A 16,338-nucleotide genomic window follows, 5' to 3' on the forward strand; every position below is an offset into this window, starting at 1 on the left:
GTTTTAAAAGTGATACAGAAATGTTCTGTCGATTTGGGGCGACCTGGGTGAGGTTTGCCTCTTGCATGGTCTGGAACCGGCGAACGAGCGTTGCTGCAGCCTTGAAGGCTTGCATGCCGCGGTGGCACGGTGGTTTGTCAAAACTTGATGGTGAACAAAAACCGTTGCGTGAATTGCGAACATTCCCCGTCGTCCGTCGTCCGCAAAAGGAGCTTGTTTGCAAAGTGATTGATCAACTACACCTTCAGCCGGTTGGCGCTCTTGGTCTGGGCACTGACGAAACCCGACATAGGTTGGCGACCGAAGGCCGTGCCATACTTTCGGACCTCCCTGACCAAATTCACAATCGTGATGACTGCACTTCCCGCGTCCATTGGCTTTAACTTAAACCCGCTCGACCGCCGTTCCGAAAAACGCGACGACCACGCCTTCATCGAACGTCTGCGCAACGACCCGGCATCCCGCTTTCTCGTCTTCAACGGCGACGCCCCGTTGCTCAAGCAAGGCAGCGAGCATGACCCGTGGTTCCTCGCAAGCGAGACCACGGCTTTCGGCGAGCCGCTTCATAGCATCTTCCTCGGAGAGGACAGCAACGGAAGTGGACGCTTCGCACTCGGCTTCAGGGCCACGCCCGACGATGCGTCGAAAGATGTAATGCACGATCGCATCGACCTTCGCTCAATCGCGCTACGGGGCCTCGTTGCGGGGGGCTTGCTCGGAATCCTGGCCGAGGCGAAGTCAATGCTTGACTGGCACCTTCGCCACTCCTTCTGCGCGAACTGCGGCTCCGCAAGCCGCGTCGCGGCGGCCGGCTGGCAACGCATTTGCGATGTTTGCAGCGCGCGCCATTTCCCGCGGGTCGATCCAGTCGTGATCATGCTGGTGATCGATGGTGAACGGTGTCTGCTCGGACGTCAGCGTCAGTTCGCATCTGGAATGTACTCGGCCCTTGCCGGCTTCGTTGAACCAGGCGAGACCGCGGAAGATGCCGTACGCCGTGAAGTCATGGAGGAAGCGCATGTGAAGTGTGCAACGGTTGTCTACTTTGCGTCGCAGCCGTGGCCTTTCCCTTCATCGCTGATGATTGGCTGCTTCGCGCAGGCGAGCGACACCAACATCGTCGTCGATACAGCCGAACTTGAAGACGCCCGCTGGTTCTCGCGCGAGGAGGCCGCAGCAATGCTCGCGGGAACCCATGCGCACGGTCTGTCGGCGCCCCACCCGTTCGCAATTGCTCATCACTTGTTACAGGCGTACGTCGCCCGGGGTACATCGGTGTTGAACGGCTAAATTTGAACGGCCTTCTTTGCCAAGACCCGGTTCGACCCAACCCGGACAACCGGTGTCCCAGTTGGCCGATGTCCGTTCTTTGAGCACAAGGGTCATTGAAGACTCTCGTGAGCCTCCGTTAAGCCGCCATCTTCTTCGCTCCACGAAACAGAGCCTGGAGCGAGAGTAAACAGGACAGTGTCCGTAACGATCACGCGAGGTCAACGGTACGCACAAACTTCAGCAGTTGGTCGCTGACCTCGGCGGCGGCCTCATGTTGTACCCAATGCCCCACGTTATCGAGTTCGAGTCCTCCTGCAAGGCCCGGTAAGCCGGCGCGAAGGTCGTCCAGGCTAAGCGGATATAGCTCTCTCAGACCGTCCGCCTTGCCCCAGATAAAAAACGACGGCTGAAGGATCTTCGCGCCCTTCCACGGAGCGGACAAGACAAAATACGGCTCCGCCGCGCGGTAGTAATTCAACCCTCCGTGGAAACCGGTACGCTGAAATTCCGCGATGTTATGCGCGACGTAATCCGGTGGCGCCCACGAGGGCAACGCTCCGGGAGCAGCCCGATAAAGGCTTCGAGCCGGATCCATTGGACTCCACTGCTGGCCGGTTGGCGCAGTACCGGATGCCCAATACAGAATGCCGGGAATGGTCACCGCGGCATTGGCCCAGGTTTCGTCGGCGTCGGGCCGAATTTGGTCGAACATGTAGAACTTGTCTTGATGCCCTGCCTGTCGCATCCGGTCGAAAACACTGACGTCTCCGCGCGGCACGAAAGGGACACTGAGGCAGAATACCGCCGCGAATCTGTCCGGGCGCATCAGAGCCGCGTTCCACGCATGTGTCGCTCCCCAGTCATGACCGACGAGGACAGCGCGGGGAATCTTTAGCGCATCAAGCAAACCAATCAGGTCGCCTGTCGTGTGCAACGGTGTGTACAGACTTGCGTCGGCCGGAGCCGAGCTTCGCCCATAACCGCGCATATCGGGGGCAATTGCCCGATATCCCGCCGATGCAATGACCTTCATCTGCTGGCGCCACGTATAGGAGGTGTCAGGAAACCCATGGCAGAACAGCACTGCTGGCCCCTCCCCTTGCTCTGTCACGTGCAAGGAAATGCCATTGGTCTCGATGCTGTAGTGTTTGATGCCTTCGCTGAAATCCGAAGTCATGTCATCGCTGTTCGAGGCGCTCATTTCATTTAACTCCTTTAGTCGACGTGCAAGACCCGATGCGGGTCAGGATGCGTCCGTGACGGCTACGACAGCCCCTTCGCCTCGAGCCAGGAGCGGATTACCTGGACGAGTTCAGCCTTGCGTTCGAGCGGCAGCCAGTGGCCTGCGCCGAGCGTCGCCACAGACAGCTCCGTGCAGGCGTTTCGCATGGGCTCGCCGAGAGCGCTGCGGGTGATGTCGCAGATGCCATCGAATTCGCCGTTCACGAACAGCACGGGCTGGCTCAGGCGGCCGCTGTCGGGCGCAGTTCGAGCGTAGGCGATGTTGGCGTCATCGTTCAGATACCACGCGTTACCCGGACGAAAGCCGGTCACACGGAACGCATCAACCAGCGCGTCGAAGTCGGCAGACGGCCAGAGCGCCGCATCCGGCGCGACCGTCGGCGCGCGACGGGCCGAACCGAACCAGCCTCCATTGCGCGAGACCAGCGCAGAGCGATAGACGTGATCCACGGACTTAGGGTCTCCAGACCGATAGATCGCCGCCAGTGACGACGCTATGTCGGCATTGAAGTCGGTCACGGTCTGATCGAAATGCGTCAGGTAGAAGCGGTAGTAGTCCCATTGCCCGTCCGGATACTGATCGGCGGGATAAAGCGTCCGATCGACCAGGGGCAGCAGACTGCGCAACCCGAAGCTCTCGGGCATATACGGAACGGAGACGAAGACAACCGCACGGCTGCGTTTCGCGTGATGCGCAGCGAGCGCCGCGGCCACCGGGCTTCCCAGATCGTGGCCGACCCATATTGCCGGACTCGCGCCCAGATGGTCATGAAGCTCGACCAGGTCGTCCACTACCTCTTCGAGCGCATAGGCATCGGGCGCGCCTGGTGTCGACGAGCCGCCGTATCCGCGCATGTCCGGCGCAATGCAGCGCCAGCCATCCGACGCGAATGCCTCGATCTGCGCGCGCCACATCAGACCCAGCCCAGGCCAGCCGTGAAGGAAAATCATCAATGGCCCCTCAGCGGGTCCGGCCTCCCAATAGCGTGTGGAATGACGGGGTGAGGCGAAGGTGCGGGCGATCATGGCAGGAACATTCTCCGATGTACGGGTCGTCCGGGAAGGACGCGGACTTCGAATTCGATCTGCTTTTTTATCGATTCAATTTCCATCGAAATTATTATCACGATGTTCGATTAAATCAATCAAGCAGATCTCTATTCTTTAAAAGAAGTTCCCTCATCGCACCGCCGCGGCGGTTAGACGCGAGAATTGTTTGAGTTCGGAAGGATTTCGTGGAGGCCGGATCTGACTTGCTCGGCGATTGAAGCTCGCCGCGTCGCAAACTGCGAAAGATGCTTTCCCTTCAACATGCGCTCAACGTGCTCGCTGCAGTCAAGGCCAACGCCTTAGGGCCATGCAACGCCATAGCCGAATGATGTTCGATGACTCAAAATGAAAGAGATGGATCGTTTGCTTCATGTCTTTTCCCATGAATTCCGATACCGACTATCAGTAGTGGTAGCGGCATGAAACGATGTTGATCGGCGCATCCGTAACCTCATAAACTAGACGATTAACTTCGTCGATGCGTCGCGACCAAAAACCTGTCAAATTTGCCTTCAGCGGTTCAGGTTTTCCGATACCCTCGAACGGTGTTCGTAGAGTTTCTTTGACAAGCTGATTGATTCGTTTAACCGTCTTCTTATCTTGCCCCTGCCAGTAGACATAGTCGTCCCATGCCTCGGCAGTCCACATGATATTCAAGGTGCTCATTCGCCAGCTTCGTCCAGCTTGCGCGACTTGACCTTGCCCGCGCGCAATTGGGTAATAGACCGCTCAAGATGAGCAACGTTTGCTGGTGAGCGCAGCAGATAAACCGTCTCCATCAAACTGTCGTAATGCTCCTGTGACATGACAACCGCATTGGGTGCATCGCGACGAGTGATAAGCGTAACGTCTACGTCATCAACCACGTTATCGATAACCTGCTTAAGGTTTGCGCGTGCGTCGGTAAAAGGGATTGTGCGCATTTGTTCTCCTTGTTAACCTGTACCTAAAGATGTACAAGTGTAACGTAGCCGAACCAACATGTACAGCTACCTGTACATGCGCGTTTTCCTCTTCACGTGTTCAATTATCGAACCGGCCGAACACCGCATTGAAATCCGAAAGCCAGTCAGATCACTTTATCCGCCTCATATGACGCGTCCGGCTCTTCTGTCGTCGTCACGACGCTCCGCCTGCTTATCAATTTCCAGAACGATCGTATTTTTTACTTCTGCCTTCGATCAATACGCGCCGAAGATACGGTCGAGCGCAGCGAGGATGGCGTCGCGATGATCCGCAAGGGAGCCGATGCGCCGGCCGAGCGCATTCAACGGAATGGCGCCCATGGCAGGCGTGTCGAGGAAGTGTTTCTCGCCATTGATTTCAAAGACCGGCAGCAAATCGGACGGTTTGCCTGAGAACCCGAGATCCGGGGTAGGTCTCAGAGGAATCACGACGCGCGTCGGCAAGATTCCGACATGGGCACTCTGCACGTCGAGCAGGTACGGTGCAAGGCGCCGGGTCTCGTCGTCGGGGTTACCGTACAGATCAAAACGCGCCATTAAAACGTCCTGTACTTCGCGAGCGGCAGCCCGTCGCGTTCGACCATTGCAGTGTATGCCGCGACCAGCTCGGCGTTGTCGGCTGCCCAACGGCGCGCCTCAGTCTCCTGGATTTCTTCGCGCACACCACGCTCACTCGCGCGCGAAAGGTTGATCCCGAGTTCTTTGGCCCGATCCAGAATTTCAGGCGGCAGCGTGACGTTCGTGGACTTACGCGCCCGGACTTCAAGTGCCTTACCCATGCGCATCTCCATGTTGTAAACCATGTGCATTATAGTCCACATACATGATGGTCGCTATCCAATCCGACCGTCTGCCGGCTCGTGCTGCCGTAGGCATTCCTGCCGGTACGCCAACTTATGGCGGGGAGCAAAGACGCGATAGATCTCTCGACCCGCCTTTGGCGGCCAAACCTGCAAACCGATGAGTTAGCTTTAACCCATGCTGCCACTTCCGCAGAGTTTTAAGATTTCGTGCTCCTCGAGATCGGGACGCAAACGGAGTGGCTGACTGACCAAAGGTTGCTCCGGCGCCCGCCCGGGCCTGGATAGCGCGCCCTTCATCTTCTCAATGGACGAAGACGTATCAGAATCCATCGTCCGCGCCTCCCGCCCCTTGGTCTCGCGACATTTGCGATGCCGGCACCAGCACCTTGCTCTTCCATGCGATCAGCCGATCCACCTGCGTAGCATCGACAACGATCCCACGCCACAGCGCGTCGCGATAGCGCGCGTCCAATTCCGCCGCATCGATTGCGCCAGCCATGTTTTGAGGAGCTGCGAGCGCCGCATCGAATGGCACCACCTCCGTCGTGCATCGCACAATGATCTCTAGCGACGTGGTTCCTGCCTGCGCGTTGCAACCGAGGTAAGCGGGATACACTTCGTGCCCGGACGTCGCGGCAAAATGCCGGCCCACTCGGTCCGTCCACGACAGATCAAAACGGCGACCGCGCGCGCACATCGACTTCAGACCATACAGTGCGAGGCGTGGCGACAATGCATTCGATACCCTCACGGTACCCGTGCCCGCCGGCGTCGCCCTCGCCCATGCCAAGTCGAACGCCAGCAGACAACCTGCGAGTCCGGTACAGGATGTGTTGGGCTCCACGCGTGCGCCCGGCTTACCCAGAAGCGCTGGCTCGACGACATATTCCTCCTGGCGTGCGACGCCAAGAAGTCCGTTGATTGCCTCCATGCCGTCGAACCCCATCGCCTGCAACCACACGGCGGCGTCCGCTGCATCTTCGTAATCGCCTTGCGTCCAGCCGCTGCCTTCCAGCGCGCTGCGACACAGCGAATTCAGTTCGTTGAGCGCCATCTTCATGTCATGCGTCTCCTCGTTCGTTGCCGCCCGGGACGCAGGGAAACGCCCAATCGTCGACCATGTCCGGCGAGAGGTCGTCGAGCGTCGGCGCTCCCTGATAAAGCGTGACCCGGACCCACAGGTTCGACTTCGGATCGAACTTGCTCGCACCGAACATCGACAACTTGGCGCGCATCAGGTCGATGGGCAGCATGTCCTGCGCGAGCAGGTTGTGACGGATTTCGCCGTAAGCGTGCGATGCAAGCGTCTGGATTCGCCGCACGATGGCCCGGTACTCGGGACACTCGGCAACAAACCCTGCAACAGTGCGAACGTCGTCCCCCTGCGCCTTCAACTTGGTATGCAGCCGCAATACCTGACGCGAGATATCCAGCGGCTGCTCCAGCTCAGCGCCCGCTTCTTCAGCACGCACGCCAAGCCTCGGCTCTTCCTTTTCTGCTGACCTGTACCAGAAGAAATGATCATCGTCCCGCTGCGCGGCCGGCTGTTCCATCACCCATCCGTAGTCGCGCTCGACAAGCTCGCGCAACTCGCCAACGGACATGTCCGGATCAAGCGTCAGCGCGTCATCGACAGGCGTCGCGCATTCAATCGAATCCACCAGTTCGGGATAAAGCTCGATCAGCACGGTAACGAGGATTTCCTGCGTCGCACAGGAAAGCTGCGCGGTCGCCCACGAAAGCAATTTGCTCCAGCGGAACGCGCCCTTTTGCTCGCAGGTGATCTGCAATTCACGGGCGAGCCGGGGCAGTTCATCGATAATCAGCGCATTGCGCGCCGCTTCCGGCAGATGATCGGTGTGAACCTGCGCAACATGGCGACCCGCACGCGCAAGCAATCCCATCGCGCGCTCGACTGCGCCACGATCAACCGATTCAACCGCCAGCACGCGCGCCAGTGCCGTCTCGCGAGCGCGTATCCACTGATCGACCTGCACGGGATGACGCACGAGAAACGGCGCCATGCCAAGACCGGTTGCATTGCCTACGCCGAGATAACGCCGGAAGCTGTGCGCCAGCTTGACCGCTGCTCGCGGATTGCGTCGTGCGGCAACGTGTTCCACTAACCGCACGCTGAAGTCGCGCAGCACGAATACGGCGCACATCTGCGCGGAGAAACCTCGGTCGAATGCCCGGCTGTCGACGAGCCGCGGATAATCCGCTATGCCGAACTTGCCATTGCCGTACACCGCCGTCGTCCGGATCAGATAGCCGACCCGTTCGAACGCTGCGGGGTCCGGTTGCCTGCCTGCGGCGAGGCAGTCCACCACGTACCCGAAGTTGCGCACGCTCTTGTTCGCGCGACACAAGACCAGGTCGTTGGCGCGCAAACGGCCCGCCTCCTGCAACGGCACGTTGCCACGCAGATACACAATATCAGCAGCGCTCGGAACGCCGCAAATCAGCGCGGAAGTGATATCCCACTTCTGCGCGATAACGCGGTCGGTACGTTCCGAGTCATCGAGATATTGCGAGAAAATGACCTGACTGTAGCGCTCGCCGTAGGCTTCGATGGTATAGATGCAGACGCCGAAGCCATCGTCATCCAGGTCCATGCTCGTGGCACGAATGCGCCAGTTGTCGTACGCCATCCGTCGCACGAGAGAACGCACGAAGCTCAGGCGTGTACCGTGCATTGCGCCCAGCCGCTCGGTGCGGTTCGTGATATCCGGACTACGAAGCGGTCCGCTGGGCGTCTGGTCGCCCAGCACACGCACACGCTCTTGCCTATCGTCCGTGATTGCATGGATCGCCATCATTTCACTCCTTGCTCGGCCGCCATCGTGCGGGCTATGCGGACAGCGTCCCACAGCGAAGGCAGAATGATGATCGACACAGGCACTGCCGTAATGACGATAAACGACTGCAACGCACTCACCCCACCCGCGCCCATCGTAATCAACACCGCGCCCACCAGACCCATGCCCACGGCCCAGAAAATCTTCAGCCAGTTGCTCGGCTCCCCCCGGTCACCGGTCACCGCCATCGCGATGGTATAGGCCATCGATCCGCCGTTCGTCACCACCGAGAAAAAGCTGAGGAACAGGAACAGCGCGGAAACCAGATTGCGCAGCGGCATGGCCTGGGCAACACCGAGCAGCAGCGCTTCAGGTTGCGTGCCATGGCCGATCACGGCGCCCGGCGACTTCAGCTCAATGCCAATACCCGTTCCGCCAACCAGCGTGAACCACAGCATGGTGATGAGCGGCGCGGCAATCGAGAGCAACACCACCACTTCGCGGATCGTGCGTCCCCGCGAGACCTTCGCGACGTAGATCGCCATGATCGGGGCGTAGCCGATGAACCAGCCCCAGTAGAAGAGCGTCCATGAATTAAGCCACTTGCTGTCGCCGCGATACATCGCAGTCTGCGCGAAATCAACGATGTGCGTGGCGAATGCCTTGAAGAAAACCGTGGTGAGAAATTCCGTCGGCCCGAACAGATAGAGGAAAGCAGCGAGCCCGAGCATCAGCCACACGTGGATCTTGCAAACAAAACGCAAGCCTTCAAGACCGGCGATGCAGGCAGCCGTGAAGATTGCCGTGACTGCAAGAATGACGAGCGCCTGTGTTGTGATTGTATCGGGCACGTTCCAGACGGAATGGAGCACATAGGCAATTTGCAGACCGAGAAAACCGATCGGTCCGATCGTGCCTGCGGCCACCGCGATGATCGATGTTGCATCGGCAATTGCTGCGATCGGTCCTTTGAGAGCACGCGCGCCGAACAGCGGATAGAGCAAGGTGCGCGGCGCAAGCGGCAAGCCCTTGTCGTAGTGCAGATGCATCAACACAATGCTTAGCAGACTACCCAGTACTGCCCATGCGAGAAAGCCCCAATGCAGGAACGATTGCGAGAGTGCCGCGACGCCGGCCGCATACGTCTTGCCCTCTACCCCATAAAAGGGTGGCGGATTGACGAAATGCATCAAGGGTTCGGCAGCCGCCCAAAACGCGCCGCCACCGGCCAGCAATGCGCACATGATGATGACCACCCAGTTGAAGGTCGTATTGGAGGGTACTTGTCCTATACCGCCCAGCTTCACGCGTCCCAGCTTCGAGAACGCGATGCCCAGACTGACCGCGAAGGTGGCGAGCATCAGCACTTGCCAGTAGAGTCCGAAGCCCTTGGTGGCCCATCCGAAAGCGGTATCCACCGCCGTGGATAGCCAGCCCAGATTGACCATCGCTGCGATCAGGAACAGCAGGAAGAATCCGCCGCTGATCCAGAAAATGGGCCAGTCGATGCCGCCTTTGCGATGCTCCGACGCATCGCGATTGGCTTCAATGCTCGGCGTGGTTGGAATTTCCATGTCTCCTCCAGGAGGATAAATTGTTAAGGCACCCATACCAATACGTTGTTGGTTCAAGGTGGTGCCGGTTGAATTGTTCAAGGCCACACAGGGCGATGGCTAATGCACTAACGGACTAGCGCATTAACGCGCCGCCGCTGCGCCGGCCGACGCGTAAAGGTCACGGCTATTTTCTGCATCACGCAAGATCCTCATCCAGTTGCCACCCATGATCTTGGCGATGTCCGATTCGGCAAAACCTGCGTGATCCAGCGCGGCCGTCAGATTCGGAAAGTCCGCACTCGAACGGAACCAGTTGACCGGCTCGGGCCACGCGGCATTGTTCGCGCTGCCTTCGCCGAAATCGGTTTCCTTACTCCAGCGGCCGTTACGCATCCATTCGAGAACGCTGTACGGCTGCCCTTGGCACAGGTCGCTGCCAATACCAACGTGATCGATGCCAAGCAGATCGACGGTTCGCGCCACCATGTCAGTAAATTCACCGCGCGTGCAGCGGCTGCCGTTCTTCAGGTGAAAAGGATAAAGACTGAACCCGACCAGGCCACCGCGCGCGGCCAAAGCGCGTAAAACGTCGTCCGATTTGTTGCGTTTGGCTTCGTGAAAGAAGCTCGGATTGGCGTGGCTGATCACAATCGGCTGCTCGGAAATCTCGATCGCTTCCAGGGTCGAACGTTCAGCGCTGTGCGACATATCCACGATCATGCCGACACGGTTCATCTCCTTGATCACCACGCGACCAAAGCGGGTAATGCCGCTATCTGACGATTCATAACAACCCGTCGCAAGTGGACTTTGGTTGTTGTATGTCAGTTGCATGGTGCGCACGCCGAGATCGCGGAAGACCTCGACAAGACCGATATCATCTTCGATCGGTGAACAATTTTGTAGTCCGTATAAAATTGCTATTTTCCCCATGCTCTTCGCGCGCAACACGTCGTCCATCGTGCGGGCTGGCATGACAAGGTCGCCATGGTGTTCATAGAGCGCGTTCCACTCGGCAATGCGCGACAGCGTTTCGCGCGCATTCTCCCAGTAGACGATCGTCGCGTTGACTGCTGTTACGCCTCCGGCGCGCATCTCTTCGAAGATCTGCCGGTTCCAGTTTGAGTATTGCGTGCCGTCGACAACAAGCAAGGAGCGATGCATGGTCATGAGATGTCCCTGCCGTTCAGGCGCGCGTGTAGGAAGTTTTCAGCGTCGTATAGAACTCGGCTGCATTCGGGCCCTGCTCGCGCGGGCCGTAACTTGACGACTTGCGGCCGCCGAACGGCACGTGATAGTCGGTTCCTGCGGTCGGCAAATTCACCATCACGCAGCCCGCTTGTGCATGCCGGCGAAAATGCGTGGCGTGCTTGAGGGATTGCGTGACGATTCCCGCCGTCAGACCGAACTGCGTATCGTTCGACACAGCCAGCGCCTCGTCGTAGTCGCGCACGGGTATCACGCAGGCAATCGGGCCGAACACTTCGTCGCGATTAAGCTGCATGGTGTTATGGCCGTCATCGAACAAAGCCGGCGACATGCAAAATGCGCGCTCGGGCCGCGCGAGATGTTCGCCGCCGAGCACCAGTCGCGCGCCTTCGCGTTTGCCTATATCGATGTAGCGAAGATTCTGTTCAAGCTGCCCGCCGTCGATAACCGGCCCCATTTGCACGCCGTCGTCCAGCGCGCGTCCCACCTTCACGTTGCGTAGTTTTGTGGTCAGCCGCTCGACGAATTGCCGGTGCACAGCGTGTGTCACCACCAGCCGCGACGAGGCCGTGCACTTCTGTCCCGTGCCGGAATAGGCACCCTGGAACGCACACTCGACTGCGAGGTCAATGTCCGCATCGTCGAGCACGACAAGCGCATTCTTGCTGCCCATTTCCATCTGCAGCTTGATGAGGTTCGCCGCCGCGACGGCCGCGATACGCCGGCCGGTATCGAGCGAACCGGTAAATGAAATGCCGTTGACCGAGCGCGATCCCGCCAGCTCATTGCCAACCGATGCACCCGAACCCATTAACAGGTTGAATGTGCCCGCCGGCAACGCCTGGCGGCTGATGATCTCAGTGAGGGCCCATGCGCTGGCGGGGGTCAGATTGGCCGGCTTGAACAGGACCGCATTGCCGAATGCGAGGGCGGGCGCGATTTTCCAGCACGCGGTTGCCATCGGGAAATTCCAGGGCGTGATGACGCCTACAACGCCGAGCGCTTCCCGCTGGATATCGATCTCGACACCCGGGCGCACCGAATCAGCTTTGCCGCCCAACTGGCGAAGGACTTCGGCCGCGAAGTAATGGAAAAACTGGCCCGATCGATAGACTTCACCGATGCCTTCCGCAAGCGTCTTCCCCTCTTCCCACGCCAGTTGCCGGCCAAGCTCCTGGCTGCGAGCAATCAATTCATCGCCGATAGCCCGCAGCACGTCGTGCCGCTTTTCGAGTCCGGTCGAAGCCCAGACCGGTTGCGCGACGGCTGCGGCTGCAATGGCCGCCTGCACCTGGGCGCTCGTTGCCTGCGTGTAGCGGCCGATCAGGTCGTCTGTGTCCGACGGGCTGCGGTTCTCGATAACCGTCTCGCCCGCTGCCCAGCGGCCGTCGATCCAGTTCAAATAGGTCTGCGGATTCATCATCGTTCTCAATGCGTTTGACATGAGATCGATTCTAAGAACCCGCGTAAAATAATCAAAATCAATTGTTTATATAAAAATATTTATAAAACTTATTCAGATCATGGACAACTTCCCGGATGTGAAGATCACGCAGCTTCGGCATTTCGTGTCGGTCATTGAGCACGGAGGCTTCAAGGCAGCAGCGAAAGCCGTGTTTCGAAGCCAGCCGGCGTTGTCGCTATCGGTTAAGGAACTTGAAACCGCGCTTGGCACCCCGCTCTTCGAGAAGGGCAGCCATGCCACTGCCACGCCCTTCGGCGCGATGTTTTATGGCGAAGCCAGAAAGCTCGTGGAGCACTACGAGCGCACGCTTTCGGCCGCCATCGATGTTGCACGGGTGCGGGGTGGCAGCGTGCGCGTTGCCGCTGTGCCGTCGATCGCGCATGAACTGTTGCCGCGTGCAATCAGCCGGTTCGCCGCGCGTTATCCCGGCATCCAACTGCATGTGGAAGACGGCACCGCTGCGTACATCCACGATCGCGTGCGCTCCGGCGCGATCGATTTCGGAATCGCCAGTGAACCGGAGCAGGAATTCGAGCTGAGTTTTACGCCCCTGCTTGCAGACGTAATGTGCGTCGTCGTGAATTCCGGACACGCGCTGTTCAGGCAACGGCGCGTTGAATGGAGCGACCTGTCGGCGTACCGGATGATAGGCAATGGCACGCTTCGCGCGCTGCCTCCCGCCGTACGCGAAGCGGCTGCCCTGCAGGATGAAATCTTCATCGCCAATACCACCACGCTGCTCGCCGCTGTGGAGGGCGGCGTAGGACTCACCGTGCTGCCCTATCTCGCGAAGCAACGATACCGCGACACGCTACGGTTCATCCCCATAGATGCACCGCGGATCGAACGCACGGTTGGGTTTGTCGAGCTTGGCGGAAGGTCGCTCAGTCCGGCGTCGGATGCGCTACGAGCGAGTTTTATCGAGGACCTCAACGCTTCCCGGTTTTCGGAACTGGTGCGCCGGCTGCTTCCTGGTTGAGTGTGCGTCAGCGCGTCGGATGCATGCCATCGCCGCCAGAGCAGGCAAAAATTTCCGGACCGATAACGTCGGTACTGCGATGTTTGTTTGGCCTATCGTCTTTCGACTGGGTTATACCCGAAACATCATCCTGAGCCCTTCAGGACGTGTCGAAAAGAGTCGATATCCCGGACACGGGACTGAAAGTCCGGTCCGGAGATTGGAGAATTCCACGCGGCCTGTCGCACGGAATTCCGAGGTGAAAGTATGGAAAAGAAAGTGCTCGTCGCGGTCGCCGCCGCGCTGATGTCTTCCGTGGGCGCGCTGCATCCCGAACCCGCCCGTGCCGCTGACGCCGCAGCCTCGGCCACGGCTTACGAAGACTCGACCGTCGATGCATCTCTGGATCCCGGCGAAGAACGCGTCTCCGCCGATGGCGACAATCAGGCGCGCCTGAAGGACCTGCGCTATGCGTATTTCATCGGCTATAACGCGCGCGCCAGGGAAGACTCGACATCCTATGCGACCTTGGGTGACGAGGTAAAACATCCGCCGAAGCAGCTTGCCGCGCCGGCCATGCCCGCATCGCCGAAGCCGTTTGCTGAGCGGGTTGCGCCGCCAAAGCGGGTCGTGGCGCAAGCGGCGTCGCCAAGGCAAGTATCCGCGCCGGTTGCATCGCCGAAGCGGATTGCTGCTGCACGAGTCACGCCGTCCAGGCTGGTCGTCGCACAGGCGGAGCCTGCTCCGCTGAAGCGCGTTCCCGCGCATGTCGCAGCCGTGCCGCAAAAGCATGTTTACCCGCAAGTCGAGTCTGTGCCGCCGAGGCGGGTCTATGCGCCAGTCGCGTCGTTGAAGCAGGCTTCGGTGCAGGTCGCGCCGCCTAAGCGGGCTGACGTGCAACGTGCGCCTTTGAAGCAGGTTTCTACACGGACTACGCCGTCGAAGATGTTTGCGACCGACTCCCAGCCGCCGATACTGATTCCGACGCAAGCCGTAACGGCATTGCCGGAAGCAAAATCGGACGATGACGGTGACGCACAGGTATCACAGAGTCGCTATTCACAGAACGCTCAGCGGGCGCTGCCGCAGTATCGGCAGGCCGATGAGGAATCGCATTACGCCGCGGAGCAACGGACTCAAGCGGCTCCAGCGACCCAAGCGACCCAAGCGGCGCAGAACCGACAGCCCCAGCAATACGCGGCGGCGCCGGCCTATAACCAGTATCCGCCCGCTCAGTACCAACCGGCTTACGCGCAGTCCGCCTACGTACCTCGACCGCCTCCTCAAGCCGCGGTGCGGCAGGTCGTCATAGTGGCACGCCCGCCTGTTTATCCGGCCTATAACCAGATGTACACGCCGCCTGAACTGCGCCGCCCGTACCCCGCCGGTTACGGCAATTCGGGCCAGCCAGCGGGGTATCAGGGATGGGAGTAAGCGCACTCGCTAGCTTGCGCCGCCGGGCGCGCACTGACCTACGTATGCAACGGACCGGTGTCTGCTTTATAGGAGGCTAGAGGCGCTTTCAGTGGGCTCACGTTATGCTGCAATGCGTTTGAAACTGACGTAGTAATCGTCGGTGTAGTAGCAGTCGCCGGTCTGCTTGCGCAGTCCGCCACACACAATGCGGCGCTGCCCGCGATCCGCTGAGCCCGGCGTGCGAACTGTGTATGCGTGGTAATAGCCGCGCGGATGTTGCGGCAACATTCCCGCGCTGTTGCGGAACAAGACACCATCTTCGCCAAAAGGGAAAGGGCCGCCCGCTTTGATCAGACGTAGCGTTTCGGCTGCTTCCCCCGGCAACTGCGCCTTGGTGACGGTGGTTAGCGCGCCTCGCTCCTGCGCGCCCGATGCGGCGGGTGTGCCGCTCGCGGCCTGCCCGAGCTGAGCCGGTGCCTGACTCGCGGATGCGCCCGATTCCTGAGTAGCGTTCCGCGATCCATCCTTGCCGCATCCGCCGAGGATCGCGCTTAAGGCAAGGACGCAAGAGAAAGCCCAAGCTCGCTTCACGATACCGTTGTCTCCGGGTTGACCCGCATTCGACGACCACGAACGATTTAAGGGTATCGCTAATGGCAAAGCGAATCAATGGCCGGCAGACATAGGGGGGTTTATTCAACGACCAGGCCGATGCGCGGGCGCTTCAGCCCTTAACCAACCCACCGTCGACAACCAGGTTTTGTCCCGTCACCGCGCGCGCCCACGGCGAGAGGAAGAACAGCACCGCGTCAGCGAACTCGGCGGGCGTCGTGACGCGGCGCAGCGGTGTGAATCCCGCGACCATATCGAACACGGCTTCGGGCGTTGCGCTGCTGGCATCGGTGGTGCGCAGCAGACCGCCTGACACCATGTTCACCGTGATGCCATCGGGTCCGAGATCGTTCGATGCAGTTCTCGTCAGCGCGAGCAACGCCGCTTTCGCCGCCGTGTAATCGTGATACGGCACGACGGGATTCTGGAACAGATTGGTCCCGACATTGACGATGCGGCCGAAGCCAGCGGCGCGCATCGCGGGCAACGCAGCCTGAATCGTGTTGAGCGCGCCCTTGAGCGCCCCATCGATCTGCTGCTGAAAGCGCGCCCATTTGATGTCGCCGATCTTCGGACGGGCGTCGCCATCGAAGCTGAAATCGGCTAATGCGTTATTCACCACGGCATGCACCGGCCGACCGCTTTTCGCGTGGGCTTCGTCGAAGAGACGCGCGACCGACGCTTCATCGGTGATATCGGCCTGGACCGCCACGACACGCGGCCCAAGCCGCTCGACGAGCGCTTTCGCCTGCGCGTCGCTGCGGCGATAGTTGATGACGACGCCAGCGCCTTCGCGTGCGAGCGCTTCGGTGATCGCCGCACCAAGCCCGCGCGCCCCGCCGGTCACGAGGACGTTTTGTTCAGCCAGTAGCATCGATTTCTCCGAAGGTCGTTTTAGACAGGATCGGAGCATTATGCCGCACGCGTGTTTGGGTCGAATGCTAAGCCAGTGGCGTTTGAGGGGCTTCTCGCTCGTGCGGGCCAGACCGTTT

General features: G+C 59.8%; 16 protein-coding genes. 3 read left to right on the forward strand and 13 right to left on the reverse strand.

Annotation, left to right across the window (positions count from 1 at the left end):
- Positions 1-351: 351 nt before the first annotated feature.
- Positions 352-1,290: an NAD(+) diphosphatase gene (gene nudC, locus GSQ93_RS17655; protein ID WP_158936959.1), complete on the forward strand. Its 939-nt coding sequence runs from the start codon at positions 352-354 to the stop codon at positions 1,288-1,290.
- Positions 1,291-1,480: 190 nt separating this feature from the next.
- On the opposite strand, the gene GSQ93_RS17660 is transcribed toward nudC, so the two are convergent.
- From GSQ93_RS17660 to GSQ93_RS17710, 11 genes are all read right to left on the reverse strand, one after another.
- Positions 1,481-2,473, reverse strand: coding sequence for an alpha/beta fold hydrolase (locus GSQ93_RS17660; protein ID WP_216857629.1), 993 nt, complete (start codon positions 2,471-2,473; stop codon positions 1,481-1,483).
- Positions 2,474-2,535: 62 nt separating this feature from the next.
- The gene (locus GSQ93_RS17665) at positions 2,536-3,465 is read right to left on the reverse strand and encodes an alpha/beta hydrolase (protein WP_254073918.1); all 930 of its coding nucleotides are present in this window, start codon (positions 3,463-3,465) and stop codon (positions 2,536-2,538) included.
- A 501-nt stretch (positions 3,466-3,966) separates the two neighbouring features.
- The gene (locus GSQ93_RS17670; RefSeq protein WP_158936961.1) at positions 3,967-4,230 is read right to left on the reverse strand and encodes a Txe/YoeB family addiction module toxin; all 264 of its coding nucleotides are present in this window, start codon (positions 4,228-4,230) and stop codon (positions 3,967-3,969) included.
- The gene (locus GSQ93_RS17675; protein ID WP_158936962.1) at positions 4,227-4,487 is read right to left on the reverse strand and encodes a type II toxin-antitoxin system Phd/YefM family antitoxin; all 261 of its coding nucleotides are present in this window, start codon (positions 4,485-4,487) and stop codon (positions 4,227-4,229) included. Before GSQ93_RS17675 ends, GSQ93_RS17670 begins: the two co-directional genes overlap by 4 nt.
- A gap of 258 nt (positions 4,488-4,745) precedes the next feature.
- Positions 4,746-5,066 (reverse strand): CcdB family protein, encoded by a 321-nt coding sequence (locus GSQ93_RS17680; RefSeq protein WP_158936963.1) that lies wholly within the window; start codon positions 5,064-5,066, stop codon positions 4,746-4,748.
- Positions 5,066-5,308 carry a type II toxin-antitoxin system CcdA family antitoxin gene (locus GSQ93_RS17685; protein ID WP_254073919.1) on the reverse strand — a complete coding sequence of 81 codons (243 nt, stop codon included), beginning with the start codon at positions 5,306-5,308 and terminating at the stop codon, positions 5,066-5,068. The genes GSQ93_RS17680 and GSQ93_RS17685 overlap by 1 nt, the downstream gene beginning before the upstream one ends.
- Positions 5,309-5,651: 343 nt before the next feature.
- Positions 5,652-6,392 carry a DUF3726 domain-containing protein gene (locus GSQ93_RS17690; protein WP_158936965.1) on the reverse strand — a complete coding sequence of 247 codons (741 nt, stop codon included), beginning with the start codon at positions 6,390-6,392 and terminating at the stop codon, positions 5,652-5,654.
- Between the two features lies 1 nt (position 6,393).
- Entirely contained in the window at positions 6,394-8,151 is a 1,758-nt protein-coding gene (locus GSQ93_RS17695; protein ID WP_216857630.1) for a hypothetical protein, read from the reverse strand.
- Positions 8,148-9,704, reverse strand: coding sequence for a BCCT family transporter (locus tag GSQ93_RS17700; RefSeq protein WP_158936966.1), 1,557 nt, complete (start codon positions 9,702-9,704; stop codon positions 8,148-8,150). The genes GSQ93_RS17695 and GSQ93_RS17700 overlap by 4 nt, the downstream gene beginning before the upstream one ends.
- 123 nt (positions 9,705-9,827) lie before the next feature.
- Positions 9,828-10,856, reverse strand: coding sequence for a dipeptidase (locus GSQ93_RS17705; protein ID WP_254073920.1), 1,029 nt, complete (start codon positions 10,854-10,856; stop codon positions 9,828-9,830).
- A gap of 16 nt (positions 10,857-10,872) precedes the next feature.
- The gene (locus GSQ93_RS17710; protein WP_254073921.1) at positions 10,873-12,339 is read right to left on the reverse strand and encodes an aldehyde dehydrogenase family protein; all 1,467 of its coding nucleotides are present in this window, start codon (positions 12,337-12,339) and stop codon (positions 10,873-10,875) included.
- 79 nt (positions 12,340-12,418) lie between these two features.
- Here GSQ93_RS17710 and GSQ93_RS17715 point away from each other — a divergent pair, with 79 nt between their 5' ends.
- Both GSQ93_RS17715 and GSQ93_RS17720 read left to right on the forward strand, forming a co-directional pair.
- Positions 12,419-13,339 carry a LysR family transcriptional regulator gene (locus GSQ93_RS17715; protein ID WP_158936967.1) on the forward strand — a complete coding sequence of 307 codons (921 nt, stop codon included), beginning with the start codon at positions 12,419-12,421 and terminating at the stop codon, positions 13,337-13,339.
- 246 nt (positions 13,340-13,585) lie between these two features.
- Entirely contained in the window at positions 13,586-14,752 is a 1,167-nt protein-coding gene (locus GSQ93_RS17720) for a hypothetical protein (RefSeq protein WP_158936968.1), read from the forward strand.
- A gap of 102 nt (positions 14,753-14,854) precedes the next feature.
- Here the strand turns inward: GSQ93_RS17720 and GSQ93_RS17725 are convergent, their stop codons facing one another.
- Both GSQ93_RS17725 and GSQ93_RS17730 read right to left on the reverse strand, forming a co-directional pair.
- Positions 14,855-15,325, reverse strand: a complete 471-nt coding sequence (locus tag GSQ93_RS17725) for a ribonuclease (RefSeq protein ID WP_158936969.1) — start codon at positions 15,323-15,325, stop codon at positions 14,855-14,857.
- Between the two features lie 133 nt (positions 15,326-15,458).
- The gene (locus tag GSQ93_RS17730) at positions 15,459-16,220 is read right to left on the reverse strand and encodes a 3-oxoacyl-ACP reductase (RefSeq protein ID WP_158936970.1); all 762 of its coding nucleotides are present in this window, start codon (positions 16,218-16,220) and stop codon (positions 15,459-15,461) included.
- Positions 16,221-16,338: the final 118 nt, after the last annotated feature.

This window comes from Burkholderia sp. S171 (genome assembly GCF_009766085.1).
GTDB lineage: Bacteria > Pseudomonadota > Gammaproteobacteria > Burkholderiales > Burkholderiaceae > Caballeronia.

What these genes read in the sequence shown, in the direction of transcription:
- GSQ93_RS17660 (WP_216857629.1), bottom strand. Translation starts at nt 2,473, where the DNA reads ATGAGCGCCTCGAACAGCGATGACATGACTTCGGATTTCAGCGAAGGC.
- GSQ93_RS17730 (WP_158936970.1), bottom strand. Translation starts at nt 16,220, where the DNA reads ATGCTACTGGCTGAACAAAACGTCCTCGTGACCGGCGGGGCGCGCGGG.
- GSQ93_RS17710 (WP_254073921.1), bottom strand. Translation starts at nt 12,339, where the DNA reads ATGTCAAACGCATTGAGAACGATGATGAATCCGCAGACCTATTTGAAC.
- GSQ93_RS17680 (WP_158936963.1), bottom strand. Translation starts at nt 5,066, where the DNA reads ATGGCGCGTTTTGATCTGTACGGTAACCCCGACGACGAGACCCGGCGC.
- GSQ93_RS17690 (WP_158936965.1), bottom strand. Translation starts at nt 6,392, where the DNA reads ATGAAGATGGCGCTCAACGAACTGAATTCGCTGTGTCGCAGCGCGCTG.
- GSQ93_RS17675 (WP_158936962.1), bottom strand. Translation starts at nt 4,487, where the DNA reads ATGCGCACAATCCCTTTTACCGACGCACGCGCAAACCTTAAGCAGGTT.
- GSQ93_RS17715 (WP_158936967.1), top strand. Translation starts at nt 12,419, where the DNA reads ATGGACAACTTCCCGGATGTGAAGATCACGCAGCTTCGGCATTTCGTG.
- GSQ93_RS17695 (WP_216857630.1), bottom strand. Translation starts at nt 8,151, where the DNA reads ATGATGGCGATCCATGCAATCACGGACGATAGGCAAGAGCGTGTGCGT.
- GSQ93_RS17670 (WP_158936961.1), bottom strand. Translation starts at nt 4,230, where the DNA reads ATGAGCACCTTGAATATCATGTGGACTGCCGAGGCATGGGACGACTAT.
- GSQ93_RS17665 (WP_254073918.1), bottom strand. Translation starts at nt 3,465, where the DNA reads ATGATTTTCCTTCACGGCTGGCCTGGGCTGGGTCTGATGTGGCGCGCG.
- GSQ93_RS17720 (WP_158936968.1), top strand. Translation starts at nt 13,586, where the DNA reads ATGGAAAAGAAAGTGCTCGTCGCGGTCGCCGCCGCGCTGATGTCTTCC.
- nudC (WP_158936959.1), top strand. Translation starts at nt 352, where the DNA reads ATGACTGCACTTCCCGCGTCCATTGGCTTTAACTTAAACCCGCTCGAC.
- GSQ93_RS17685 (WP_254073919.1), bottom strand. Translation starts at nt 5,308, where the DNA reads ATGGGTAAGGCACTTGAAGTCCGGGCGCGTAAGTCCACGAACGTCACG.
- GSQ93_RS17705 (WP_254073920.1), bottom strand. Translation starts at nt 10,856, where the DNA reads ATGACCATGCATCGCTCCTTGCTTGTTGTCGACGGCACGCAATACTCA.
- GSQ93_RS17700 (WP_158936966.1), bottom strand. Translation starts at nt 9,704, where the DNA reads ATGGAAATTCCAACCACGCCGAGCATTGAAGCCAATCGCGATGCGTCG.